The organism is Pasteurella multocida, from assembly GCF_900187275.1.
GTDB lineage: Bacteria > Pseudomonadota > Gammaproteobacteria > Enterobacterales > Pasteurellaceae > Pasteurella > Pasteurella multocida.
In genome coordinates this window covers 915,329-942,213 of the sequence record NZ_LT906458.1, presented here as the reverse complement: position 1 = coordinate 942,213, position 26,885 = coordinate 915,329, and the positions used below count along the sequence as shown (strand labels likewise).

Sequence of the window (26,885 nt, the reverse complement as noted above, 5' to 3'; positions counted from 1 at the left end):
CCGATTCGTCACTTAAAAAGCGAAGTATTACAAAATACTTCGCTTTTTGCTTAGTATCTATCTGTAGGCTAACTTTCTGCGTGTGTTAATCTCAAAAAAGTATCAAAAAATGTAGGAAACGTTTTTGCGGTACAGCTCGGGTCTAAAATCGTGACCGACGTTTGGGACAATGCGATTAAAGCAAAGCACATCGCCATGCGGTGATCATTGTATGTTTCAATTTCAGCATGTTGAAATTGCGCCAGATTCAATGGCTGGATACGAATAAAATCTTCGCCTTCTTCCACTTCCGCCCCCACCTTACGCAGTTCGGTCGCCATCGCGGTCAAGCGATCAGTTTCTTTTACGCGCCAGTTATAAATATTACGAATGACCGTTTCACCTTCTGCAAAAAGCGCTGTGGTGGCAATGGTCATTGCCGCATCGGGAATATGGTTCATATCCATATCGATGCCTTTGAGGTTGCCTTTTTCCACTTGAATAAAATCGTCGCCCCAAGTGATATGCGCCCCCATTTTTTCTAGCACATCCGCAAACAGACGATCCCCTTGAATGCTATTTTTACCGACGCCTGTGACTTTTACTTTTCCCTTGATTGCTGCCGCGGCAAGAAAATAAGAAGCAGAAGAGGCATCGCCTTCTACTAGAAACCTGTGTGGTGATTGGTATTGCTGATGACCTTTCACCAAAAAGCGTTGATAGGCTTGGTTTTCAACTTCAACGCCAAAGGTTTGCATCATCTTAAGGGTGATATCAATGTAAGGTTTGGAAACCAGCTCACCGATGATTTCAATTTCCGTATCCGCCTCTGCCATCGGGGCAGCCATTAAAAGTGCGGTCAAAAATTGAGAAGAAACTGACCCATCAATTTGTACTCGTCCGCCTTTGAGTCCGGTATTTCGAATGGCGATAGGTGGGTAACCTTCTTGTTCTAAATACTGAATTTCTGCGCCAGCTTGACATAATGCATCAACTAAATGTTGTATTGGGCGTTCTTTCATACGAGGTTCACCAGTCAAGACTATTTCATTTTTGCCTTCCTTGTTCGGTGTTGATAAACAAAGCGCGGCAGTCAAGGGACGCATCGCAGTCCCTGCATTGCCCAAAAATAAAGCTAAGCCACTTTGCCATTCAAAAGCACGTCCTAAACCTTCAATTTCACAGACGGATTTGTCTTCTGACAGTTGATAAGTCACACCAAGTTCTTTTAACGCATTTAACATATGGCGCACATCATCACTGTCTAACAGATTGGTTAATGTTGTTTTTCCTTTAGCTAATGCGGAAAGTAAGAGTGCGCGATTGGATAAGCTTTTGGAGCCCGGTAAACGCACTTCACCTTCAATATAGCTGATGGGATTGAGAGTAATAGCGGTCGCATCTTTTATCACGATTTATATTTCCTATACACTGGATAAGTTTGGGTTAAAGCCCTAATACTTCGCTTAATGCGAGTAAGAAACGTTGGTTTTCTTCTGGTAAACCGATGCTAATCCGTAAATGATTTGGTAGGCCATAACCTGCAATCGGACGCACAATCACGCCTTTTTGTAATAATGCCTGATAAATTGGTAAGGCTGGTTGATTGACATCTAACATGACAAAATTGCCTTTTGAAGGAATATAGTTCAAACCTTTGGCTGTAAAGAAGTCTTCTAATAACTTCAACCCTTGTCGGTTGTTTTCAGCCACTTTCGCAATAAATGCATCATCATTCAGCACCGCGGTAGCAGCGGCTAATGCCAGACTATTACAGTTAAACGGTTGGCGAACGCGATTAAAGAGGTCAGCAATCTCGGCAGAAGAAACCGCGTAACCAATGCGCAAACCCGCTAAACCATAGGCTTTAGAAAGGGTACGACAAATCACAAGATTAGGGTGTTTTTTGAGTAACGTAAAGGAATCTACTCGTTCTTCCGGCAAGGTAAATTCAGTATAAGCCTCATCTAATACCACGATGACATGCGCGGGCACTTGATTTAAAAATTGGGAAATCTCACCCGCACTTAAAAAAGTGCCTGTCGGATTATTGGGATTCGCGAGATAAATTAATTTGGTTTTATCACTTATTGCCTGTAAAAAACCGTCTAAATCAGCCCCATAATTTTTCGCTGGAATTTCCACTTTTTTGGCATTGATAGCTTGTGTAACAAGGGGATACACAATAAAGGCATATTGTGAAAAGAGAATTTCATCTTGTTCGTTAGCAAAGGTATGCGCGACTAACTCTAATAAATCATTTGAACCATTGCCTAAGGTAATTTGTTCAGGAGATAAGCCAAATTTTTTTGCGACCGTTTGTTTAAAGTAAAAGCCATTACTGTCAGGGTAGCGCGTCAGATTATCCAATTCCGCTAAAATCGCTTGTTTAGCACTGTCAGGCAGACCAAATGGATTTTCATTGGATGCTAACTTAATGATATTGGTAATTCCTAGCTCTCGTTCTAACTCTTCAATCGGTTTTCCAGCTTGATAAGGGTGAAGCTGTTTCACCCCTTCGTTAACGATGTTGATGTATTGCATAGTGTTCCTTTATTATTTTTATATTTACTGTGTTGTAAAATTTGGCGAAAACAAACCGCACTTTTAACGGTTTTCAGCTTCAAATTGTTTCATGAAGGCAATTAAAGCTTGCACTCCTTCCATCGGCATTGCGTTATAGATTGACGCGCGCATGCCACCTAACACTTTATGTCCTTTTAAGGCATGCAATCCCGCAGCCGTTGCTTCAGCAACGAATTTTGCATTCAGTTCATCATTATCGGTAGTAAAGGTCACATTCATGCGTGAGCGGTTTACTTTGGCAACTGGATTACGGTAAAACGGTGTACTCTCTAAATAATCGTAAAGCAGTTGTGCTTTTGCCTGATTACGTTTTTCGATTTCCTCGATCCCACCAAGGGATAGAAGATGCTTGAAGACTAAAGCACATAAATACCAAGCAAAGGTGGGTGGCGTATTAATCATTGAGTCAGCTTTACTTTGTATTTCGTAATTCCAAATTGTTGGTGTAGTTCGGCGTGCATGACCAATTAAATCTTCGCGTACAATGACTAGAGTAATTCCTGCTGGACCAAGATTTTTTTGTGCGCCCGCATAAATTAAGCCGAATTGGCTGATATCAATTTTGCGTGAGAGAATATTGGAAGACATATCTGCCACTAAGACAGCGTTCCCCACTTTTGGCAGATCAAAGATTTCTACGCCACTGATCGTTTCATTTGGGCAGTAGTGAACATAATCATATTGGTCGGCAATATGACTAAAATCTAACTGACCGATCTTGAGTTCGTTGCCTTCTTCCAGAATATTGACTTCATCAATGTCACCAAATAAGCGCGCTTCTTTGGCTGCGGTGGCAGACCAATGCCCACTGGTCAAATATAAGGCTTTGCCTTTTTCTTTTAATAAATTCATTGGAATCGCAGCAAATTGCCCGCGAGCACCACCTTGTAAGAAAAGGATGCGGTAATTGTCTGGGATCTGATAAAGCTGGCGTAAATCTAACTCAGATTGGCTTGCTAATGCCATAAATAATTTACCACGATGGCTGACTTCCATGACAGAAGTCTGTTGTTCTTGCCAGTTTAAAAGCTCCGCTTGTGCTTGCGCTAAGACTGCTTCAGGCATCATGGCAGGGCCGGCGCTAAAATTAAAAACCTTTGACATAGTCACTTCCTTTTTTTACTCAAAATAATTGACTAGTTTTATCACCTCAACCCATTCTAGGCAATGGGGGAAGGCTGAAATAAGCGGATTTTTTTGTTTAATTTTTTAAAAAGTTCACGAACGCTTTGACGGGGAGGTGAAAAATAGCTAAATTAAGTACGGTTTATTTTTTATTTATTTTAAGAGAGTCGTATGATGGAAAATGTCAATAAACAGTCATTTCAAGAAGTATTAGAGTATGTGCGTATGTATCGTTTAAAAAACAAACTCGCGCGCGATCGCGAAGATAATAACCGTAAAATTCGTGATAATCAGAAACGTGTATTACTACTAGATAACTTAAATCAATATATTCGTGATGACATGTCGATTCAGGATGTGCGTACGATTATTGAAAGTATGCGTGAAGATTATGAAAAACGCGTAGATGATTACATGATCAGAAATGCGGAGATTTCGCAACAGCGTAGAGAAATTCGCGAAAAGATGAAAGAACAAAAACAAGCGCACGAAGTCTTGTTGAAGAAAGAATGATCAAAAGCGGTTCAAGTCAAATTGAACCGCGCTTTTTTTGTATGATTAATCCAATTGTTTACCTTTTAATTCTGGAATCAAGAAGATTGTCGCAATCATATCGATAATGTAAATACTGGCTAAGAAAGCGATTGCCAATTGGAAAGAGTAAGTTGAAACTAATGCGCCGACTACAATTGGTCCAAATCCTCCAACAGCACGTCCTAAGTTAAATAATACATTTTGTGCTGTAGCACGAGCCTGTGTTGGGTATGCCTCTGACATCAATGCACCATAGCCCCCCATCATCCCGTTGACGAACATCCCTAAAACTGCCCCAGCAAACAACATATAGGTTGGATCTGACATTTGAGAGTAGGTAAAAATACTGATCACCGCACCGAATTGGAAGAGTAAGAAACTTGGTTTACGCCCAATGCGGTCAGCAAGTTGACCGAATAACCAAATACCAAACATCATCCCGCAAATAGTGACAGCGGTCCAGACACCTGATTTGGTCAAGCTAAATCCCAGTTGTTTTGATAAGAAATTTGGCATCCAAATCATGATCCCGTAATAACCGAAGTTTTGTACTGAGGTTAATACCACGATCCCGGCACTAATTTTTGCTGTCGCTTTATCTTTAATCAGTAAGCGGAAAGGCTCTAAACGAGAAGTTTTCTGACGCTCAAGTGCGGTCTGTTTTTTGACAAAAATTTCTGGTTCATGCAATTTGGCACGTAAATACCATGCGACAAATGCAGGGAAAATGCCCACCAAGAACATGCCGCGCCAGCCAATGTGCGGTAATAATAATGGTGTGAGAAGTGCGGCACCCAGTACGCCCACTTGCCAACCTAGGGCAACATAAGAAGAGGCTTTAGCACGATGACGTGCCGGCCAGGCTTCGGCGGCTAATGCCATACCGATACCAAATTCGCCACCAAGACCGATGCCAGCAATGGTACGGTAAATCAAGAGATCCCAGTAACCTTGTGCAAAAGCACACAGTCCGGTAAAGACAGCGAATAGCACAATTGTCCACGTTAAAACACGTACACGACCGTATTTATCACTGAGTGCGCCAAAAATAATGCCACCGGCGACAGCGCCAATCAGTGTCCAAGTGACAAGTGAGCCCGATTGGGCGGGGGTTAAGGCGAGATCGGCAGAAATCGCCGATAACATAAAACCTAAGATAAGAAGATCGAAACCATCCATTGCATAGCCGACAGCAGATCCTAATAAAGCTTTCCAGCCGTCTTTATTGACATTGTCATTCATTTTTTGATCCTTTTGCTACTCTCTGGTAGCCCATTAAAGTTGGAGGAGGGGTTTCTCAGAATGAGAAATTGCCGCGTAGTTTACGGATTTTTGACGGCTTTGCAAGAATAAAGCGAATGAAAATATTATATTATTTTTCTTAAATGATTATGTTATTGAAATGTTAAAAATTTTGAATAATTTTTTAAATCAGCAAATGAAGTACTTTTAACTGCGCTGAGAATGGTGTAATACGCCATAAAATTGGTCAAAAATGTGACATGTACAACATTTTTAACGTAACTATACCATTAAATTGTGATCTAAATCACATCGTTATTTCATCCTTTACTCTATAATTCGCGCTCAGATAACTCTATTTGATTTTTAATTTTTATAAGGAGTCAAACAATGACAATTGCTATTATGATAGCGACTCATGGGGTAGCAGCAGAGCAATTGCTGAAAACTACGGAAATGTTGATTGGTGAGCAAGACAATGTTGCTACTATCGATTTTGTTCCAGGAGAAAATGCTGAAACTATCATGACCAAATACCAAGAAAAACTATCAACCACTTTATCCCATTGTGATGAGGTGTTGTTTTTAGTGGATACTTGGGGTGGCAGTCCATTTAATGCGGCAAATCGCGTTGCTGATGGCAAGCCAAATATGGATATTGTGACTGGGGTAAATGTCCCGATGTTAGTGGAAACCTTTATGGCACGTGATGATGGACCAACATTACCTGAACTGGTAGCGATTGCGCTTGAAACGGGTCGCACCGGTGTGCGTGCATTACGCTATGAGGAAGAGGAAGTCGCAACACCAGTCCAAAATGTGGAAGAAAAAACCGTTGAACCGACAATTGTTACCGCAAATGGTGTTGGGCATTTAGAAATTGGTTTGGCACGTATTGATGACCGTTTAATTCATGGTCAAGTCGCAACCCGTTGGACGAAAGAAAGTAAAGTGAGCCGTATTGTTGTAGTCAATGATGATGTGGCTAAGGACAGTGTACGTTCAACCATGTTGAAAAGTGTTGCACCGCCGGGCGTAACTGCACATGTCGTGGATGTAGAAAAAATGATCCGTGTATATAACAACCCAGAATATGCGGGCGAGCGTATGATGTTATTGTTTACTAATCCGACCGATGTTGTCCGTTTAATGGAAGCAGGTGTGGCGTTTAAATCAATTAATGTTGGTGGTATGGCGTATAAAGATGGCAAAAAAATGATCACCAGTGCGGTTGCTGTCGATGATAAAGATATTGAGGCATTTAAGAAACTGGATGCACAAAACATTGAGCTTGATGTGCGTAAAGTCTCAAATGATAGCCGTCAGTATATGATGGATTTATTAAAGAAAAATAATCTCATCTAATGATATTAAGAAAAGGAAATTAGAATGGAAATTTCAACTTTACAAATTGTACTTGTCTTTCTCGTTGCTTGTGTATCAGGAATGGGATCGATTTTGGATGAATGGCAAACACACCGTCCGTTGATTGCTTGTACGTTAATTGGTCTTGTCTTAGGTGACATTAAGACGGGTATCATTGTTGGTGGTACGCTTGAATTGTTAGCCTTAGGCTGGATGAATATCGGGGCAGCATTAGCGCCGGATGCGGCGTTGGCTTCTGTTGTATCGACTATTCTGGTTATTGTCGGTGGTCAAGATATTTCAACTGGTATTGCGATTGCGATTCCATTGGCGGCAGCCGGTCAAGTCTTAACTTATGTTGTCCGTGCGATTACGGTTGGTTTCCAACATGCCGCGGATAATGTTGTTGAGAGCGGTGATTTGAATAAATTAGATTGGATTCACCGTTCCGCTTTGTTATTACAAGCTATGCGTATTGCAATCCCTGCATTAATTGTTGCCATGACGGCGGGAACAGATACGGTTCAAACTATGTTAAGTGCGATTCCTGATGTGGTGACGACCGGGCTTAAAATAGCGGGTGGATTCATTGCTGTCGTGGGTTACGCAATGGTGATCAATATGATGCGTGCAGGGCATTTAATGCCATTCTTCTATGCAGGGTTTGTGATTGCAGCTTTCACTGAGTTTAACTTAGTGGCATTAGGGGTATTAGGCGCGATCATGGCAGTGCTTTATATTCAGCTTCACCCGAAATACAACCAAAGTAAGCAAGTGGTACAAGTGGTGAGCAATGGTAACAACGATCTTGATAACAGATTAGATTAATAGGAATTACAACAATGACAACTGAAATGAAAAAAGTAACGCAAAGCGATTTAAATGCAGTAGTACGTCGTTCTAATCTTTTCCAAGGGTCTTGGAACTTTGAGCGGATGCAAGCGCTTGGATTTGCCTATTCAATGGTACCGGTTATCAAACGTTTATATCCTGATCCAAACTCACAAGAACGTAAAGATGCCATCAAACGCCATTTAGAATTCTTCAATACACAACCTTTCGTTGCCGCGCCAGTATTAGGCGTCACCATTGCAATGGAAGAAGAACGTGCAAATGGTAAAGAAATTGACGATGCAGCAATCAACGGGATTAAAGTCGGTTTAATGGGACCGTTAGCTGGTGTGGGTGATCCGATTTATTGGGGAACCGCGCGTCCAGTATTCGCGGCATTAGGTGCCGGATTAGCGATTAACGGTAATATCTTAGGTCCAATTTTGTTCTTTGTATTGTTTAATCTTGTGCGTTTAGCTACCCGTTATTTTGGCGTGACCTATGGTTATAAAAAAGGTCTCGATGTAGTCGGTGATATGAGCGGTGGTTTACTGCAAAAACTGACTGAAGGCGCGTCAATTCTTGGTTTATTTATCATGGGAGCGCTTGTTCAGAAATGGACCAGTATCAACGTTCCTTTTGTTGTTGCCAATATTCAAATGCAAGATGGCAGCACCAAAGTGGAAACGATTCAAACCATTTTAGATAGCTTAATGCCGGGCTTATTACCATTATTGTTGACCTTTGCTTGTATGTGGTTATTACGTAACCGGGTCAATGCCTTGTGGATTATTATTGGTTTCTTTGCCATCGGTATTTTTGGTGCATGGACTGGCATTTTAGCTTAGTCTTTATAGTCGATTAATTTTTAAGCCCTATACTGAAAATATAGGGCTTTTTTTATTTATTGAATACATTATTTTTATATAAATAATTTATATTTTAATTATTCTTGATATTTCTGAATGTTATTTAATGAATGTGCGCTAGCAACAAGAAGTTTAATCTACTTTAGTGGATTAAATTGACATATAGGTTTGAGAGGGTGAGAATTGAACGTGATATAAAGTAACTGATTTTATTATAAAAATTATCCTGCTTTATACATAACCTAAGTTTTAAGAGGATCAACATTAATGAAAAAAACAATCATCGCACTAGCAACAATAGTCGTATTTGCTACTTCAGCACATGCCAGCATTATTTATCATAACGATGGCACGACTGTCGAGCTTGGGGGATCTGTTCGAGTATTACTCGCTAAAGAAAAAAATAAAAGGGTGGATTTAAAAAATGATGATTCTCGTTTAGACATGAAAGTGACTCATCAATTAGGGAGTGGTTTAAGTGCAGTAAGTGGTTTAGAAATCCGATTTGATAGTGAGGATAATGTATTTTCCTCAGGCAAATTTGGTAATCCGACCACCAATAAGTTATTCGCGGGTTTAGCTTATGAAGGGATAGGTACTTTAACTTTGGGTAAACAAGCTACCAATGGGGATGATGTCCAGCTTAATGATAATGCTTATGCTTGGGGTGCTGACAATAATTTATTAATTTCTGCTGAGAAATCTATTAAATTCCGTTCAGTAGAATGGCACGGTTTTAGTTTAGGTTTGGATTATGTATTTGGTAATGCGAACAAAAAAACTTCAGTTAAAGATAATCCGCTAGGTAATTATGAAGATAAATATGCTTATCAAACGTCGTTATTCTATCGCCGTGGGTTAGCGCAGGATTTAATGCTAAATTTGGCAGCGGGTTATGGCGTGAATAAATATGATTATGAGAGTACGCGAACTGCATATACTAATATTACTTGGAGAATGGCTGCACAAGTTGTGTATGGTTCTATGAGTTTTGGCGCGGAATATGGTAAAATGATCAGTAAAGAACATGATACAAAAGAAAAAACGATACAGAATTTACTCGTATCCGTTTCTTATCAAGTGACTGAACCGTCAAAAGTGTATGTTCAGTGGAATAATTTAAAAGTCAAAAATCATCTAGCATTTGGTACTGAAGTTGACTACCTAGTGGTGCATAATTGGAAAAAAAGCGTAGATACGTTGATTGTGGGTGCAGATTATAAATTGCATAAGAATGTATTAGCTTACGTTGAATATGCGTATGAGAAAGCGAAAGCCACCTCTGATATTTATGATTATCAAGTTAATCCAACTGTAAAAGTATTCAGTACAAACAATCAGGTAAAAAATAATAAATTAGGGGTAGGGTTACGCGTATTTTTCTAGTTTTCTATTGGGAAAGTGACGTATAAAAAGATAGACATCATGTCTATCTTTTTTAGCAAATTTATTGATACTTCCGTGCGGACTTTAACGACTTTCGTGTTGGTTTCTTCTAATCTCTAATCAGATAGGGAAATAAAAAAGGCTGAATGCGTTCATCTCTTTTTTGTAAAATAAAGCTAAGTAAGTTATTTGTGAGTAATATAATTGATGATAATAAACGTCTTACTGTGTTTGGGTATTTTCTGCTTTTTACTTTATGCTTTTTACGATCAGTTTTTCATGGACTGTTGGAAAGGAAAAACCTTACTTAAGGTACATCTGAAAAAGCAGGGACAAAAGGATGCGTTAATTTTTAGTCTATTAATAGGCATTATCATTTACCAAACCTATACCAATCTTTCGTCGGCCACTCTGTACTTATTAACTGCTTTAATTTTACTGAGTGTGTATGCGGCGTTTATTCGCGCCCCCATGTTACTCTTAAAAGAGAAAGGGTTTTTCTTCGGTAATATTTATTTTCAATATGCTGATATTCATCAGGTGAATTTGGCAGAGAATAATATTCTTGTGATTGACATGAAAAATGGGAAACGTTTGTTAGTGCATTTGTTGACAGATCAAGATCGTGAACAGGTTATTCAATTTTTTGGTGGTTATAAATAACAGGGGAATATATGGGAATTTATCAATTAACAGGTCGTTTACAGCATTACGTTTGGGGCGGGAAAGACTATTTACCTGCCTTACTTGGGATGAAAAAAGAAACAGAACAGTATTATGCAGAGTGGTGGTTAGGTGCACATGTGTCAGCACCGTCTATGCTTGATGTTGAGGGCAAAGAAACGTCGTTAGCTACATTTTTAGCTCAAAAACCAACCGCACTTGGCGACAAGAGCCTGTCCCAGTTTGGTTCAGAATTGCCTTATTTATTAAAGATTTTAGATGTGGCAAAACCCTTGTCTATTCAATTACATCCGACAAAAAAACAGGCAGAGATTGGATTTGCGCAAGAGAATGCGCAAGGCATTGCCTTAACAAGTCCTATTCGTACTTATAAAGACAATAATCACAAGCCAGAAATGATGATTGCATTATCCGATTTTTGGTTATTACATGGGTTTAAAACGAAACAGGCTATGCTTGCAACCTTAAATGCACGTCCTTCTTTACAAGGACTGGCAACGAAGCTTGTACAACAAGATATGCATGCTTTTTATGCTGACATTATGCAAGCAGATCAAGAACAGTTATCTCAATGGTTATTGCCGATTATAGAAGAAAATAAAGCGAAATATGCCGCGAATCAACTTGAGCTGAGCAATCCAGATTATTGGGTTCTTTATACGATGGAGGCGATGGCGATTGCACCGTCAAAATTGGATGCAGGTCTTGTTTGCTTTTATTTATTTAATATTGTGCACTTACGCGAAGGCGAGGGCATTTTCCAAGATGCGGGTATTCCTCATGCGTATTTACGTGGACAAAATATTGAATTAATGGCGTGTTCAGATAATGTGATTCGTGGTGGGTTAACCCCAAAACATGTGGATATCCAAGCCTTGCTAGCGATTATTGATTGTCGTGAAGTGGTACCTGAGATTATTCCAGTGGCACCAGCACAACAGGCTTATTTTACTTACCATACTCCTGCTAAAGATTTTGCGCTTACTCGATTTAACTATTGTCAAGGACAAACACAGTCCTGCCAGGCGCAAAGTGCACAAATTTTGTTAGTGATGAAAGGAAAGCTTACCCTTTCTCAAGGCACGCAGGTACTTGAATTAAAACAGGGTGAATCAGCTTTTATTGAGAGTGAAACTGGCTATCAAATCACAGGTTTGGAAGAGGGCTACTGTGTCATTTCTGCACTGCCTTAAGTAAAGAAGCGAAAAGAGAAAAAGGCTAACGTAGTTAGCCTTTTTTATTTTGTAGCGCTTGAATCAAGATTTTGGAACGACGTTGATAATTATAATGTTGACGTTTTTTGTCTGGTAAATCTGCGATCTCTGCGAGTTGAAAACCTCTTTCTTGGAACCAATGTACTGTACGCGTTGTGAGAACAAACAGCTTTTCAATTCCCAGTTGTTTAGCCCGTTTTTGGATAGCTTCTAATAAAATATCGCCACGCGAAGAATTACGGTAATCTGGGTGAACCGCCACACAAGCCATTTCTGCCATTTTCTCATCGGCATAGCAATTTAAGGCAGCACAAGCAATAATCACACCATCGCGATCGATAATCGTATATTGGCTAATTTCCATTTCTAATTGTTCGCGCGAGCGTTTGACTAAAATTCCTTGCTGTTCAAGTGGACGAATCAATTCGAGTAACGCGGGAATATCACTGACCGTCGCTAAGCGAATGGTTTCGGAATGTTCCATGGATAGCTGAGTACCAACCCCGTCACGCGTAAATAATTCCTGCAACAGTGAGCCATCTTCTTCATAACTGATCAAATGTGAACGCTTTATGCCAAATCGGCAAGCCTCAATAGCTGCTTGTAAAAAGCGAGCTTGAGAGCTGTGATATTGGTTTTGTTGTATCAGTTTAGCTAAGTAAAGCTCGGCATCTTGCGGCAACAGATCACTGATTGTTTGGTTGTTTTCATCTAAGATGCCTTGTGTTGCGGAAAAGCCTATCAATTTTTCAGCTTTTAACTTAATAGCAAGCTGTGAAGCAATTTCTTCGAAAGGCAAATTAAAGCTTTCTCCAGTAACAGAAGGTGCAATTGGTCCAATTAAGACAATCGCATCACGATCTAATTGTTGCTGGATACTTTCTGTATTAATACGGCGAATTTTGCCACTTAATTGATAATCGATGCCGTCATCTACGCCAATAGGTTGTGCTAATACGAAGTTGCCGCTGACCACATCAATTAAAGGAGAATGAGGGAGACGTAGTGATAAGCGTGAAGCAATATCGTAATTGAGCTTACCCACAGCTTGTTTCACCAGTTCTAAACTGGTTAAGTCAGTAATACGAATATTTTTATGATAGACCGATTCAATCTGATGTTGCTGTAACAGCTCATTGATTTGATAACGTGCACCAAACACTAAAACTAACTTAATGCCTAAACTATGTAGCAGGCTGATATCATTGATAATATTAACAAAATTTGGACAAGCAATAGTGTCCCCATCAAGCATAATGACAAAAGTTTTGCCTCTATGCATATTGACATAAGGGGTTGATTGTCTAAACCAATGAACTAATTCTGTACTGCGCATCGGTAACTCCTTTAATACTTATTCGTTTTCACTGAATTTATATTCATTTATTATCTTATGCAAGCAGAATTTTGGTGCAATAAAAAATGCGATGAGGTGTTCATCGCATTTTTGGCGTTGCATTACGCAACAATATTGAATTGTGCCTTCATTAAGGCTTCAAAATCTGTACAGCCACCAATCGGTTTTTCATCAATAAAAATTTGTGGTACAGTTTCAACGGGTTTCCCAACTGATTTGGATAAATCCGCTTTAGAAATGCCTTCTGCAACGATATCGACATAGCGATAATCGAAATCTGGTAAGCTTTGTTTTAATTTGTCGGCTAAGTTTTTAGCACGTACACAATACGGGCAACCTGCGCGCCCAAAGATGACGACGAACATACATATTTCCTTGTTTGAATGAAAAAAATGATCTGATAGCGATCAAAACGGAACACATTTTACCTCATACAAAGAAAAAGAATAAAGTATTTTTCAGCCTGACTTCGCTTAGTGTAATATAATCACTTATTATCTGTTTTTGTTTCCTCGTGAATAGTTATGAAATTATTAATGTTATGTCGTGAGCCACGATTATATAGCTGTCAACGTTTAAAAGAAGCTGCCGAAAATAGTGGACACCAAATGGATATTCTTGATCCCAATCGTTGCTTGTTGAAACTTTCTGAAAATTCACCGCACTTTGAGCTTATCTATCAAGCTACAATGGAGCACGAGCCTAGCCGCTTGTCAAATTACGATGCTGTTATTCCGCGTTTTGGTTCTCAAAGCACCAAAATGGGCTGTGCAGTTTTACGCCATTTTGAAGCACAAAATGTCCCTTGTTTGAATTCTGCCACAGCATTTTTACAAGCTCGCGATAAATGGCAAAGCTTACAAATGTTGATGGCACAAGGCATCGCGATACCTCATTCGCTGTTAGCCGGACCCGAATTTCAGGCACCGAGTACTATGCAATATGTGCAATCGCCGACTATTTTAAAAACGTTGTCTGGGGCGCAAGGTATTGGTGTGATTTTGGCTGAGAAGAGGCAAAGTGCGGTCAGTATTTTAGAAACATTAAAGCAGGCAGACGTGTCAGTGCTTGCACAAGAATTCATTGAAGAAGCGAATGGGGCAGATCTACGTTGTTTTGTAATTGGTGAGCGAGTTGTCGCCAGTATGCAACGGATAAGTCAGAATGGCGAATTTCGCGCTAATTTTCATCGTGGTGGTTTGGCGGAAAAAGTGAGTTTATCTGAAGCGGAAAAAACGATGGCGGTCAAGGCAACAAAAGCCTTAGGATTAGATGTCGCGGGAGTGGATCTCATTCGTGCTAAACGGGGGACGTTAGTCCTTGAAGTAAACGCCAGTCCGGGTTTAGAGATGATTGAAAAAACCAGCGGTATTGATATTGCATTGCAAATGATCGTACACCTTGAGAAAAAATATCAGGCATTGCAAAATGTCACAAAGACAATCGTTTAAATTGAGGAGTCATAAATGATTATTTATTTACATGGGTTTGATTCAAGTAGCCCAGGCAATCATGAAAAAGTGATGCAACTGAAATTTATTGATGAGGATGTCCGTTTTGTTAATTACAGTACGTTGCATCCACGTCATGACATGCAATTTCTTTTGAACGAAGTACATAAATTGGTTTCGGAAAGTAAGGATCCTGCGCCTTTAATTTGTGGTGTGGGACTAGGTGGCTATTGGTCTGAACGGATTGGTTTCTTGTGTGGTATCAAACAGGCAATTTTTAATCCGAATCTTTTCCCTTATGAAAATATGGCAGGGAAAATTGATCGTCCTGAAGAATATAAAGATATTGAAACAAAATGTGTAGAAAATTTCCGAGAAAAAAATAAGGGAAAATGCTTAGTTTTTCTTTCTAAAGAAGATGGGATACTCGATTCTCAACGGAGTGCAGCGCTCTTGTCGCCATTTTATGAGATAGTTTGGGATGATGTTGAAACTCATAAATTCAAAAAAATTTCCCACCATTTACAACGTATTAAAGCCTTTAAACAAAGTTAAAAGAAAAAAGACGACAGAAAATGTCGTCTTTTGCGTTTATGACACCTCATTTTCCCGATTATCTAATGGGTAATTGGGGGGCAATTCTGGATTTGTTGAATCTTCCGTCAAAGGCGCGATTTTCGGCGTAGTATTTTGGAATTTCTCTTCTTTTTCTGGTTTTTCATCACCTAATAATTTAGGTTGTAATTTGGGAAAATTCGTATTAGGCGAGAGCCAGATGCTAATTAATGCTTGTGTAAAAGTGGCATCAAACTCTTGATCTAAAATCGTATCATTTAATACAAAGTAGCCTCGTTCTTCGAGCGCAATATAATTCAGTACATCATTCGGTGAAATATCTGGGAAAAGCGCTTTTAAGGCGTTGAGATAATGTTTAGTATCAATCTCTTTCAGTTTCAGATTTTCAATTTCTTTAATTAAGCTGATGGCAAAATTTTTACCTTCAATAGGCTTAGCATAAGTAAAAGTCAGCATTAAAGGGCGAATATTTTCTTCATACTTCCCTGTTTCAGTATAAAGACTGATTGTATAAACATGGAAAGGCCCCCAGTTATAATCTGCTTTACCGACGTTTAACCATTGGGCAGAAAGTGTGCTAGAAAATAAACAGAATAGTGAAAATAGAAATGTGTTAATTTTCATCATAAACCTATTACAAAAAGTTGATGGTGCTGATTATAACAAAACAAAGAAAAAAAAGGCGAACTTTACGTTCGCCTTGCTGTGTTTTACTTAAATTACTTTAAGCTACCAACCATATCTTCTGGACGTACCCATTCATCAAATTGTTCAGCTGTAACTAAGCCTAAGTTGATTGCTTCTTCTTTTAATGTTGTCCCATTTTTGTGTGCGGTTTTCGCGATTTTCGCCGCATTTTCGTAACCGATATGTGTATTTAAGGCGGTCACTAACATTAATGAATCATCAAGTTGTTTTTTGATGCGAGGGAAGTTTGGTTCAATACCGACTGCACAATGTTCATCGAAGGACACACAAGCATCCGCCAATAATTGAGCAGATTGTAAGAAGTTAGCCGCCATCACTGGTTTAAATACGTTCAATTGGAAATGACCTTGTGTACCTGCAAAGGAAATGGTGGTGTCATTACCGAGTACTTGCGCGCATACCATCGTCATGGCTTCACATTGGGTTGGGTTAACTTTACCTGGCATGATAGAAGAGCCCGGCTCATTTTCAGGAATTAAAATTTCACCAATACCAGAACGTGGTCCAGAGGCTAATAAACGGATATCATTTGCGATTTTGTATAAGGATACCGCTAATTGTTTTAATGCGCCGTGCGTTTCCACAACGGCATCATGGGTGGCTAACGCTTCAAATTTATTTTCAGCGGTGATAAATGGCAAGCCTGTAAATTTTGCAATGTAGTCTGCCACTTTCACATCATAACCTTTCGGTGTATTTAAACCTGTACCCACTGCAGTACCGCCTAGCGCTAATTGTGCTAAATGTGGCAGCGTGTTTTTCAATGCGCGTAAGCCAAAATCTAATTGGGCAGCATAAGCAGAGAATTCTTGACCTAAGGTTAATGGTGTCGCGTCCATTAAGTGAGTACGCCCAATTTTCACCACATCTTTAAAGGCGTCTGCTTTTTGCGCTAAGGTTTTTTGTAAACGTTCTACACAAGGAATAGTGACTTCAACGACTTTTTTATACGCCGCGATGTGCATTGCTGTTGGGTAAGTATCGTTTGAAGATTGAGATTTGTTCACATCGTCATTTGGATGGATAATGGATTTTTCACCTAATTTACCACCATTTAAAACATGGGCACGGTTTGAAATGACTTCGTTAAGGTTCATATTGGATTGTGTACCGGAACCGGTTTGCCAAATGACGAGAGGAAATTGATCATCTAATTTATTGGCGAGGATCTCATCACAAGCCTGTGCAATTAAATCCCGTTTTTCCACTGGTAATACACCTAAATCATGGTTAGCATAAGCGGCTGCTTTTTTTAAATAACCAAAGGCTTCAATAATCTCTTTTGGCATAGAGGCTTCAGGTCCAATTTTGAAATTATTGCGTGAGCGTTCAGTCTGCGCTGCCCAATATTTATCGGCAGGAACTTGTACTTCACCCATAGTGTCTTTTTCGATACGAAATGTCATAGTGTTACCTCTTTGTTTAAATATGAAGAAAATGAATGGGAAGATTCTAACACTTGCGGGTTAGATGTGGAATCAATCCCAAGCGGCAAAACTGAGTTTTGTGATTTAGATCATAAAGTGCGGTCTATTTTCTGACGTGTAATCTGAAACACAAAAGAAAATCCTAAATCTGCGAATTAGTATTTTATCTTCTGTGACTTTTTCGATAAAATCATCAAGTTATACCTTTGACTCAGGAGCTAAGTGATCGATGTCTAAACACGCGCAATTTTATTTGTTAAGCGAGCAAGCACAAATGGAAAAAATGGCTTGTGATTTTGCCGCATCCGCGTGGCGTCTTGGTAAGCGCGTGTTAATTGCTTGCGAAACTGAACAACAAGCGTTGGATATTGATGAAGCCTTATGGGCAAGAGAGGCAGATGAGTTTGTGCCACATAATTTATCAGGTGAAGTGACGACGTATGCTACACCGATTGAGGTGAGCTGGAAAGGTAAGCGTAATGCGCAACGCCGAGATCTCTTGATTAATTTACAGGCAGAGGTACCAGATTATGTCAGCAGTTTTACACAGGTGATTGATTTTGTGCCAGTGGAAGAGCATTTAAAAGTGCTAGCCAGAGAGCGTTATAAACAATTACGACAACTTGGCTGGCAATTATCAACAGAGCAAATCAAGTAAGGGGAGATGATGAAATTAGCTGAAGCCCTCATGCAACGTGCAGATGCCCAACGCCGTTTGGCGCAACTGAATCAGCGTTTACAGCAAAATGCAAAATATCAAGAAGGCGAAAAGCCAGCAGAGCATCCCGCGGATTTATTGCTTGAATATCAAAGCGTGGCGGATCAATTAGAGAAATTAGTGGTAGAGATTAATCAAGCCAATCATCAAATTTGCTTAGCCAATGGCATGAACATGGTTGAAGCGTTGGCGAAGCGTGATCGTTTAAAAGAGGAACATGCTACTTTAATGAAATTGGCGGATGCTGCGTTACCGGAGCAAGATCGTTATAGTCGTAGTGAAATTAAAATGCTTTCTGCGGTAGATATTAAAGCGATTCGTCAACAAGCAGATCAAGTCGCCAAAGCGCATCGTGAGCTTGATGTGTTTATTCAACAAGCAAATTGGCAATACGATTTGTAGAAAGTGCGGTCAATTTTTAGGTATTTTTAGTCAGAGGCGAACACAAAAACACACTTATGGGAACGAAGAGCCGTTCATTTTTCTGAACAACTTCTGCTCCGTACAAGTGAAATCGTACAAAAACAGTGTACTGTAACAACCCCGTGTTGATCTGAGTAAAAATGGGTGGGATAGGGGATTTAATCTGATGAATAAAAGAGGACATGATTATGAGTAAAATTACATTAGCAGGCACAGAAATTGAAGTTTCAGGTGTATTTCCGCAAGTTGGCGATGTAGTTACAGATTTCACTACGGTGAGTGCAAAATTAGAAGATACGACTTTAGCCAATTTCGCGGGTAAGCGTAAAATTTTAAATATTTTCCCAAGTATTGATACGGGGATTTGTGCGACATCTGTACGCAAATTCAATGAACAAGCAGCAAAATTAGCGAATACCGCAGTATTATGTCTTTCAGCGGATTTACCTTTTGCACAAGCACGTTTCTGTGGCGCAGAAGGTCTAGAAAATGTCTTCACGGTATCCACTTTCCGCAATAAAGATGTCCACAAACAATTAGGTGTGGATATTGTTGAAGGTCCATTAGCTGGTTTAACCGCCCGTGCAGTAATCGTATTAGATGAAAATAACCGTGTATTACACAGTGAGTTAGTACCAGAAATCAAACAAGAACCAAATTACGACGCAGCCTTAGCGGTGCTTTAATTTTATTTTTCCTTTTGAAATCAAAGGATAAATCAAAGCGACATTGATTGTCGCTTTTGATGTTTTTCGTAATCGTCTGACACCATTTAGTAATTTTAATTTAATATATTATTTTGCTGGGCATGGGATATGTGTTGGCGTTTATTATGTGTTACTGAAAAAACAGCCGCAATATTAGGTAGTTTACGGCAATTTCATCTCAAGATTGCAACAGATATTGTTTTTGATGAGAGTCAACAAAATCTGATTTGTTATGACATCAGCAATGGGATGTGCGCTTGTGGCATAATTCAAAATACAGATCATGTAGAAGCCGATCAAAATTTGCTCGCACAAACTATTAAAAAATGGCGTCGTAAAGGATTAAGTGAACCTGCTATTCAACGTCGTTTGCATGATAAAGAAAAGCAGCTAGCACACAAAAGATCACAACAGGTGGAGGATTACGCAGGGATTTTGGATAAATGGCTAAAAGAACGTACCTCGCCAGTTTATTTATTGTGGTATTGGCAGGATAAAAATCAGCAAAGCATTCGATTTACTTTGCCGAACCGGATTATTCGAGAAACACACCAGATCCCTGAAAACACTTGGGTAAGATATCACGTCGATGAGATAAAAAAGAACATCGTTGAAGAGAATAAATAAGTATTAAGGCATTGTATGCCAAGCGATTCAATAAAATTGAGAGATAAAAGAGAAAAAACAATGACACAAAACTTCGAAATGGCAGATCGTTTTACGCCATCTGCAGTGGAACAAGCCCTGTATAAACACTGGGAAGAAAGCGGTTATTTTAAACCGTCAGAAGATACTTCAAAACCAAGTTATTCGATTGCCATTCCTCCGCCGAACGTCACGGGGAGCTTGCACATGGGACACGCTTTCCAACAAACCTTGATGGATATTTTAATCCGTTTCAATCGTATGGAAGAGCACAACACCTTATGGCAAACAGGTACTGACCACGCGGGGATTGCGACCCAAATGGTGGTGGAGCGTAAAATCGCGGCAGAAGAAGGCAAAACTCGCCATGATTACGGGCGTGAAGCCTTCATTGATAAAATTTGGGATTGGAAAGCCTATTCAGGTGGCACAATTAGCCAACAAATGCGCCGTTTAGGTAACTCAATCGACTGGGATCGTGAGCGTTTCACCATGGATGAGGGCTTGTCTGATGCGGTAAAAGAAGTGTTTGTGCGTTTACACGAAGAAGGTTTGATCTATCGCGGTAAACGTTTGGTGAACTGGGATCCAAAATTACACACCGCGATTTCTGATCTCGAAGTAGAAAACAAAGAAAGCAAAGGCTCACTTTGGCATTTCCGGTATCCATTAGCCAATGGGGCGAAAACGGCAGATGGGAAGGATTATTTAGTGGTAGCAACCACCCGTCCAGAAACCATGTTAGGTGATACAGCGGTAGCGGTGCACCCTGAAGATGAACGCTATCAATCGCTTATCGGCAAAACGGTTGTTTTACCTTTAGCCAATCGTGAGATTCCAATTATTGCTGATGATTATGTTGATCGTGAATTTGGTACAGGCGTGGTAAAAATTACTCCAGCACATGATTTCAACGACTACGAAGTAGGTAAACGTCACCAATTACCAATGGTGAACGTGATGACCCTAAATGCGGATATTCGTGCCGAAGCGGAAATCATCGGGTCAGACAGCAAAATTCTTGAAAATTACACCGCACTTATTCCAACCAAATATCAAGGAATGGAGCGTTTTGCCGCACGTAAACAAATCGTGGCGGATTTTGAGGAATTGGGTTTACTAGACGAAATTAAACCGCACGATTTGAAAGTGCCTTACGGCGATCGTGGTGGCGTGCCAATTGAGCCAATGCTCACTGACCAATGGTATGTGAGCGTGAAACCGCTTGCCGAAGTGGCAGTGAAAGCGGTGGAAGACGGCGAAATCCAATTCGTACCAAAACAATATGAAAATCTGTATTTCTCTTGGATGCGTGATATTCAAGACTGGTGTATTTCTCGCCAACTTTGGTGGGGACACCGTATCCCTGCGTGGTATGACGAGCAGGGTAATGTGTATGTGGCACGAGATGAAGCGGAAGTGCGAGCAAAACACAACTTGCCTGCGGATTTGCCATTAAAACAAGATGAAGATGTGTTAGATACGTGGTTCTCATCCGGTTTATGGACGTTCTCTACCCTCGGTTGGCCAAAACAAACCCCAGATCTGAAAATGTTCCACTCAACAGATGTGTTGATCACTGGCTTTGATATCATTTTCTTCTGGGTGGCACGTATGATCATGTTCACCATGCATTTTGTGAAAGATGAAAACGGCAAACCACAAGTACCATTCAAAACCGTGTATGTCACTGGCTTGATTCGTGATGAGCAAGGACAAAAAATGTCCAAATCAAAAGGCAACGTCATTGATCCATTAGATATGATTGACGGTATTGATCTGGAAAGCTTGCTAGAAAAACGCACTGGCAACATGATGCAGCCGCAATTGGCGGAAAAAATTGCCAAAGCAACTATCAAAGCCTTCCCAGAAGGTATCGCGGAACACGGTACAGACGCCTTGCGTTTCACTTTGACGGCGTTAGCGACAAACGGGCGTGACATTAACTGGGACATGAAACGTTTAGAAGGCTATCGCAATTTCTGTAACAAATTATGGAATGCAAGCCGTTTTGTGTTAACCAATGATAAATTAGATCTCAGCGAAGGCAGCGTGGAATATTCTGTAGCAGATCGTTGGATTCAGTCCGAATTTAATCGTACGGTAGAAGCCTTCCGCAATGCCTTAGCGCAGTTCCGTTTTGATTTATGTGCAACCGCCTTGTATGAGTTCACCTGGAACCAATTCTGTGACTGGTATTTGGAATTGACGAAACCTGTTTTTGCTAATGGTAGCGTAGCGCAAAAACGTGGGGCGAGCCAAACTTTGATCAACGTGCTAGAAAAATTATTGCGTTTAACACACCCAGTGATGCCATTTATCACGGAAGAAATTTGGCATAAAGTGAAAGCGTTTGCGGGAGTAAGTGGCGATACCATTATGCTCCAAGCTTTCCCTCAATTTGAGCAAAGTGCCTTGGATTATCAAGCCGAAGCGGAAATCAACTGGATGAAAGAAGTAATTGTTGCGGTGCGTAATATCCGCGCAGAAAGCAACATTCCACCAAGTAAAGGCTTAGATTTATTATTGCGTAATCTGTCAGAAGCGGATCAAAACGCACTGGAAAACAACCGCACTTTAATCCAAGCGATGGCAAAATTAGATGCTATCCGTGTGCTTGAGGCTGGGGAAGATGCCCCACTTTCAGTGGCAAAATTGGTCAACAACGCAGAATTACTTGTACCAATGGCAGGCTTTGTCAATAAAGAAGCAGAACTTGCGCGGTTGAATAAAGAGATTGAAAAATACCAAGGCGAAATCCAACGTATTGAAAACAAACTCGCAAACGAGGCTTTCGTGGCGAAAGCCCCACCGGCAGTGATTGAAAAAGAACGAGCCAAAATGGCGGAATACGCAGAAGGGTTAAATAAACTCAAACAGCAGTATTTGGCGATTGAGGCGTTGTAGCGTTAATCATAAATAAGGGCAAATTTATTTGCCCTTTATTTTGCTCCTTAGCGAGTACTCCTGAAATGGCCATAAAAAATGCGATGAACATGACATTCATCGCATTTTTTATTAAGCATTAATTGGATTATGCGTTACAACTTTCGCAAGCTGCAGTAAACATCCAAATTAATTTTTCTTGTTCTTTGATGTAGTCGCTCATTTGTGAAGCAGTACCTTCGTCGTCTGCATCGCCTGCAAGCGATAAAATTTCACGTTGTTGTTTTAATAACACTTTGAAACCTTCTAAAGTGCCTTTTAAGCATTCTTTTGCGGTGCTCACACCAATATCTTCTTTGATTGTTGAAACGCTGAGGTATTGGCTGTATGCGTTATTTGGCGTGTGACCTAAGGTTAAAATACGTTCTGCGATTTCATCAACTTTCACCACTAAATCGTCATAAATTTCTTCAAATTTTGCGTGTAATTCAAAGAAATTGACCCCTTTAATATTCCAGTGATAGCCGCGTACGTTAGTATAAAATACTTGATAGTTTGCGAGTAAGTTATTAAGTTCTTTTGCCAGTTTTTCTGATGAAGCTGCACATAAACCGATTGCTGTTGCCATCGTTATTCCTCCAATAGTTAGTTATTTTAGGTAATCTCAGATGTCATTCAAATAAAACTTATGAATGGCGTGTATGGGTATATCATACGCTTAATCAGCAAAGAAAGGAAATTGTTCGTGATAATAAATTTGATAGGTAATATAAATGAATACCTGATTTTTGAAAGGTTATTATGTGCAAAAAGTGCGGTCTCAACATTCGACCGCACTTTTATTTATTTATTAATGTTCTCTGGTTTTAAAGAATTTGACGTCAGGATAACGTTCTTGTGCCAGATTTAAGTTCACCATGGTTGGCGCAATATAAGTCAGATTATCGCCACCATCTAACGCTAGGTTTTGCTCATTTTTACGCTTAAATTCGTCGAATTTCTTCGCATCGCTACATTCAACCCAGCGTGCCGTCGCCACATTGATGTTTTCATAAATCGCTTCTACGTTATATTCTGATTTTAAACGTGAAACCACCACATCAAACTGAAGTACACCCACCGCACCTACGATGAGATCGTTATTCATGAGAGGTCGGAAAACTTGCACCGCACCTTCTTCTGAAAGTTGCACTAAGCCTTTTAATAATTGTTTTTGTTTGAGTGGATCTTTTAAACGAATGCGACGGAACAATTCAGGCGCAAAGTTTGGGATCCCAGTGAATTTTAATTCTTCGCCTTGCGTGAAGGTATCACCAATTTGGATCGTACCGTGATTGTGTAAACCAATAATATCGCCCGCATAAGCCTCTTCAGCATGAGAACGATCTCCCGCCATAAAAGTTAAGGCATCGGAAATGACCACATCTTTCCCTAGTCTTACATGGCGTAGTTTCATGCCTTTTTCATATTTGCCAGATACAACGCGCATAAATGCCACACGATCACGGTGTTTTGGGTCCATATTGGCTTGGATTTTAAACACGAAACCGGTGAGTTTTTGTTCGCTACTTTCTACTGCACGGCTATCTGCTTGACGTGATTGTGGCGAGGGTGCCCATTGGGTTAAGCCATCTAAGAAATGATCCACACCAAAGTTACCTAATGCTGTTCCAAAGAACACAGGGGTTAATTCACCTTGTAAAAATGCGTCTAAATCGAATTCGTTAGATGCGCCTTGTACAAGTTCTAATTCATCACGTAACTGTTGAGCTAAATCATCACCAACAGCAGCATCAAGTTCTGGGTTATCTAACCCTTTAATCACACGTTTTTCTTGGATCGTATGTCCTTGACCCGTTTGGTATAAATAGGTTTCGTCTTTATATAAGTGGTAAACCCCTTTGAATAATTTGCCACACCCAATTGGCCATGTGATCGGTGCACAGTGGATATTTAATACGTTTTCTACTTCATCTAACAATTCCATTGGATCACGAATATCACGGTCCAATTTGTTCATAAAAGTCAAAATAGGGGTATCACGCAAGCGAGTAACTTCCATTAATTTAATCGTGCGTTCTTCCACCCCTTTGGCACTGTCGATCACCATTAAACAGCTATCAACAGCGGTTAACGTGCGGTAGGTATCTTCTGAGAAGTCTTCGTGTCCTGGAGTATCCAGAAGATTCACGAGACAATCGTTATAAGGGAATTGCATTACTGATGTGGTAATCGAAATACCCCGTTGTTTTTCCATTTCCATCCAGTCGGATTTGGCATGAGTACTAGACCCTTTTCCTTTCACCGATCCCGCGGTTTGAATCGCTTGTCCGTACAGTAAGACTTTTTCAGTGATGGTGGTTTTACCCGCATCGGGGTGAGAAATAATCGCAAAGGTGCGACGTTTGTTTACTTGTTGTGGATAACTCATTTTAAGTATTATTTATACGATTAATGTTGAAAGTTTATTATTTTCGCATAAAATGTAACGATATACCACTCATCTAAAAACATTTAGAAATGCGCATAGGAGCTATCATGATGAAATTGGATTTCATCTTCTCAAGGATAAGCAAAGAAGAATATTTTTTGTTTTGCTTACTTGGAGTGTATGTTTTTGTTTCTCACTTTATTTTATGTCTTTCCTTAACTTTCTTAAGTCTGCTCGGAAGTTTTATTTTTTGGATTTTTATATATCACTTATCATTAAGATTATTTATATTATTGTTTTGTTTTTATACATTACTTGTCGGGATGATGATTCCCTTATACTTATATAAAGGGATTAACTTAAGTATTATTGCTTCGATTTTTGAAAGTAATTTAAGTGAAAGTATAGAGTATATTTCTACGATTTCTTATTATCAATTTATCTCTATATTTGTTTATTTTTCTTTTGGTTTTTTTATTTTATATAGATTGGTTTTATATAGTAAATTAGGAAATAAGAATAAAGAATTTAAAAATATTTTACTATTGTTGTTATTTTTATTATTAGTTACTTTTTATAAACCAGTGAAGGAATATGTAAAAGGGAGTGGTTTCTCTGTCTTAAATATTAGAGTTTACCCTATACAACTTGTTAGTAATATATATTATCTTACATTTTCTTATTTTAATCAGAAAGAAATGTTAGAGTATGGTATAAATATTGAGCCGGATTGGAAAATCCAATCTGTTAATTCAAAATATGATAATTATGTTTTAGTTATTGGAGAGAGTATGAGGGCTGACTATATGTCATTATACGGATATCCTATTGAAACAACGCCATTTTTGAAAAGAACAAGAGGGATTGTTTTTACTAATTATATTTCTTCAGCACCTAATACTCAACCATCTTTACTTCATTCATTTTATGATAAGAATAATTATGAAATTAAACCAAATAATAATATTATTAATTTGGCTAATAGTGCAGGATTTGATACATATTGGATATCTAATCAAGGAGTATTAGGTAATCATGATACTGTTGCATCTAGAATAGGTTTCCTTGCAAAACATCATATATTTACTAAAAAAGGGGGATATGATGACTCTGAAACTCGAGATCTTAAGTTATTAGAATATTTTGATGAATATCTATTAGAAATAGACAATAGTAAAAAAAATTTATTTGTTTTTCATTTAATGGGATCTCATCCTAGTTTTTGTATGCGTTTGAACTCTTTACCTGAGATATACTTCATTAATCAAGATATGACATGTTATTTAGAAACATTTAAGCAAACAGATTTATTCCTTGAGAGATTAATTGCTAGATTAGAAAAATTAGGAAGCTATTCGGTTATTTATTTTTCAGATCACGGGCTACAGCATTATAATACAAGGAAAGATAAATTATCTCTTCATGTAGGCAATGAGTATCAAGAAAGTTTTTCAGTTCCTTTAGTTAAAATATCAAGTGATGATTTGAAACAAATTAAGATAGATGCTAGAAGAAGTGGTATGTTTTTTCTTAATGCTTTCTCGGAATGGTTGGGAATTGATGAGGAGTCATTAAAATTACCTTATCTTTTCTTTTCCAATGATGTAGATAAAAAACCAACTATAGTTTTTGATTGGGAAAACTATATTATTTTTGATTCTTTACCAAAAGACTCGGCTAAAAAATGACATAGTCAACAAAAAATGCAAACGTTTGCTTATCTTTCTACATAAAGTGCGGT

General features: G+C 39.2%; 25 protein-coding genes. 15 read left to right on the top strand and 10 right to left on the bottom strand.

Going from position 1 to position 26,885, the window contains the following annotated elements; translation table 11 throughout:
• Positions 1-68 precede the first annotated feature (68 nt).
• The 3 genes from aroA to serC all read right to left on the bottom strand — a co-directional run bounded on the left by aroA (position 69) and on the right by serC (position 3,669).
• Positions 69-1,391, bottom strand: a complete 1,323-nt coding sequence (gene aroA, locus CKV69_RS04330) for a 3-phosphoshikimate 1-carboxyvinyltransferase (RefSeq protein WP_014326132.1) — start codon at positions 1,389-1,391, stop codon at positions 69-71.
• Positions 1,392-1,425: 34 nt separating this feature from the next.
• Complete coding sequence (hisC, locus tag CKV69_RS04325) at positions 1,426-2,523, bottom strand: histidinol-phosphate transaminase (protein WP_005751619.1); 1,098 nt, start codon at positions 2,521-2,523, stop codon at positions 1,426-1,428.
• A 63-nt stretch (positions 2,524-2,586) separates the two neighbouring features.
• Positions 2,587-3,669, bottom strand: a complete 1,083-nt coding sequence (gene serC / locus CKV69_RS04320) for a phosphoserine transaminase (RefSeq protein WP_014326131.1) — start codon at positions 3,667-3,669, stop codon at positions 2,587-2,589.
• Between the two features lie 195 nt (positions 3,670-3,864).
• Here serC and CKV69_RS04315 point away from each other — a divergent pair, with 195 nt between their 5' ends.
• Entirely contained in the window at positions 3,865-4,203 is a 339-nt protein-coding gene (locus CKV69_RS04315; protein WP_005722603.1) for a DUF496 family protein, read from the top strand.
• Between the two features lie 45 nt (positions 4,204-4,248).
• Here CKV69_RS04315 and CKV69_RS04310 read toward each other — a convergent pair whose 3' ends face one another.
• Positions 4,249-5,466: an MFS transporter gene (locus tag CKV69_RS04310; protein WP_005751616.1), complete on the bottom strand. Its 1,218-nt coding sequence runs from the start codon at positions 5,464-5,466 to the stop codon at positions 4,249-4,251.
• Between the two features lie 390 nt (positions 5,467-5,856).
• Between CKV69_RS04310 and manX the strand changes: the two genes are divergently transcribed.
• The 6 genes from manX (at position 5,857) to manA (ending at position 11,794) form a co-directional block, all read left to right on the top strand.
• Positions 5,857-6,831 (top strand): PTS mannose transporter subunit IIAB, encoded by a 975-nt coding sequence (gene manX / locus CKV69_RS04305; protein ID WP_014326130.1) that lies wholly within the window; start codon positions 5,857-5,859, stop codon positions 6,829-6,831.
• 24 nt (positions 6,832-6,855) lie between these two features.
• Positions 6,856-7,659, top strand: coding sequence for a PTS mannose/fructose/sorbose transporter subunit IIC (locus CKV69_RS04300; RefSeq protein ID WP_005716709.1), 804 nt, complete (start codon positions 6,856-6,858; stop codon positions 7,657-7,659).
• Between the two features lie 14 nt (positions 7,660-7,673).
• A complete protein-coding gene (locus tag CKV69_RS04295) occupies positions 7,674-8,510 on the top strand; it encodes a PTS mannose transporter subunit IID (protein ID WP_005716706.1) in 837 nt (278 codons plus the stop codon).
• Positions 8,511-8,798: 288 nt separating this feature from the next.
• The gene (locus tag CKV69_RS04290; RefSeq protein WP_014326129.1) at positions 8,799-9,917 is read left to right on the top strand and encodes a porin; all 1,119 of its coding nucleotides are present in this window, start codon (positions 8,799-8,801) and stop codon (positions 9,915-9,917) included.
• Positions 9,918-10,124: 207 nt separating this feature from the next.
• Positions 10,125-10,580: a DUF986 family protein gene (locus tag CKV69_RS04285; RefSeq protein ID WP_014326128.1), complete on the top strand. Its 456-nt coding sequence runs from the start codon at positions 10,125-10,127 to the stop codon at positions 10,578-10,580.
• Positions 10,581-10,591: 11 nt separating this feature from the next.
• Positions 10,592-11,794: a mannose-6-phosphate isomerase, class I gene (gene manA / locus CKV69_RS04280; RefSeq protein ID WP_005751612.1), complete on the top strand. Its 1,203-nt coding sequence runs from the start codon at positions 10,592-10,594 to the stop codon at positions 11,792-11,794.
• 34 nt (positions 11,795-11,828) lie between these two features.
• Here the strand turns inward: manA and argA are convergent, their stop codons facing one another.
• Positions 11,829-13,151 (bottom strand): amino-acid N-acetyltransferase, encoded by a 1,323-nt coding sequence (gene argA / locus CKV69_RS04275; RefSeq protein ID WP_005722522.1) that lies wholly within the window; start codon positions 13,149-13,151, stop codon positions 11,829-11,831.
• Between the two features lie 122 nt (positions 13,152-13,273).
• Positions 13,274-13,537, bottom strand: coding sequence for a GrxA family glutaredoxin (locus CKV69_RS04270; protein ID WP_005716684.1), 264 nt, complete (start codon positions 13,535-13,537; stop codon positions 13,274-13,276).
• A gap of 159 nt (positions 13,538-13,696) precedes the next feature.
• On the opposite strand from CKV69_RS04270, the gene CKV69_RS04265 reads away from it, so the two are divergent.
• Positions 13,697-14,623 carry a RimK family alpha-L-glutamate ligase gene (locus tag CKV69_RS04265; protein ID WP_014326127.1) on the top strand — a complete coding sequence of 309 codons (927 nt, stop codon included), beginning with the start codon at positions 13,697-13,699 and terminating at the stop codon, positions 14,621-14,623.
• Between the two features lie 15 nt (positions 14,624-14,638).
• Positions 14,639-15,178 (top strand): alpha/beta hydrolase YcfP, encoded by a 540-nt coding sequence (gene ycfP, locus CKV69_RS04260; protein WP_014326126.1) that lies wholly within the window; start codon positions 14,639-14,641, stop codon positions 15,176-15,178.
• A 36-nt stretch (positions 15,179-15,214) separates the two neighbouring features.
• Here the strand turns inward: ycfP and CKV69_RS04255 are convergent, their stop codons facing one another.
• The gene (locus CKV69_RS04255; protein ID WP_005716679.1) at positions 15,215-15,823 is read right to left on the bottom strand and encodes a chalcone isomerase family protein; all 609 of its coding nucleotides are present in this window, start codon (positions 15,821-15,823) and stop codon (positions 15,215-15,217) included.
• Between the two features lie 95 nt (positions 15,824-15,918).
• Positions 15,919-17,313 carry a class II fumarate hydratase gene (gene fumC / locus CKV69_RS04250; protein ID WP_005722516.1) on the bottom strand — a complete coding sequence of 465 codons (1,395 nt, stop codon included), beginning with the start codon at positions 17,311-17,313 and terminating at the stop codon, positions 15,919-15,921.
• A 250-nt stretch (positions 17,314-17,563) separates the two neighbouring features.
• On the opposite strand from fumC, the gene CKV69_RS04245 reads away from it, so the two are divergent.
• The 5 genes from CKV69_RS04245 (at position 17,564) to CKV69_RS04220 (ending at position 22,734) form a co-directional block, all read left to right on the top strand.
• Positions 17,564-17,992, top strand: coding sequence for a DNA polymerase III subunit chi (locus CKV69_RS04245; protein WP_005716675.1), 429 nt, complete (start codon positions 17,564-17,566; stop codon positions 17,990-17,992).
• Between the two features lie 9 nt (positions 17,993-18,001).
• Entirely contained in the window at positions 18,002-18,454 is a 453-nt protein-coding gene (locus CKV69_RS04240; protein WP_005716673.1) for a DIP1984 family protein, read from the top strand.
• Positions 18,455-18,663: 209 nt separating this feature from the next.
• On the top strand, positions 18,664-19,161 hold the full coding sequence (gene tpx / locus CKV69_RS04230) for a thiol peroxidase (RefSeq protein WP_005716672.1): 498 nt from the start codon (positions 18,664-18,666) through the stop codon (positions 19,159-19,161).
• Positions 19,162-19,290: 129 nt separating this feature from the next.
• Complete coding sequence (locus CKV69_RS04225) at positions 19,291-19,809, top strand: hypothetical protein (protein WP_005751608.1); 519 nt, start codon at positions 19,291-19,293, stop codon at positions 19,807-19,809.
• A gap of 60 nt (positions 19,810-19,869) precedes the next feature.
• Positions 19,870-22,734 (top strand): valine--tRNA ligase, encoded by a 2,865-nt coding sequence (locus tag CKV69_RS04220; RefSeq protein WP_014326124.1) that lies wholly within the window; start codon positions 19,870-19,872, stop codon positions 22,732-22,734.
• A gap of 127 nt (positions 22,735-22,861) precedes the next feature.
• On the opposite strand, the gene CKV69_RS04215 is transcribed toward CKV69_RS04220, so the two are convergent.
• Positions 22,862-23,341 carry a Dps family protein gene (locus CKV69_RS04215; RefSeq protein WP_005716668.1) on the bottom strand — a complete coding sequence of 160 codons (480 nt, stop codon included), beginning with the start codon at positions 23,339-23,341 and terminating at the stop codon, positions 22,862-22,864.
• A gap of 222 nt (positions 23,342-23,563) precedes the next feature.
• The gene (prfC, locus tag CKV69_RS04210) at positions 23,564-25,144 is read right to left on the bottom strand and encodes a peptide chain release factor 3 (RefSeq protein ID WP_014326123.1); all 1,581 of its coding nucleotides are present in this window, start codon (positions 25,142-25,144) and stop codon (positions 23,564-23,566) included.
• Between the two features lie 107 nt (positions 25,145-25,251).
• Here prfC and CKV69_RS04205 point away from each other — a divergent pair, with 107 nt between their 5' ends.
• Positions 25,252-26,832, top strand: a complete 1,581-nt coding sequence (locus CKV69_RS04205) for a phosphoethanolamine transferase (protein WP_025248483.1) — start codon at positions 25,252-25,254, stop codon at positions 26,830-26,832.
• Positions 26,833-26,885: the final 53 nt, after the last annotated feature.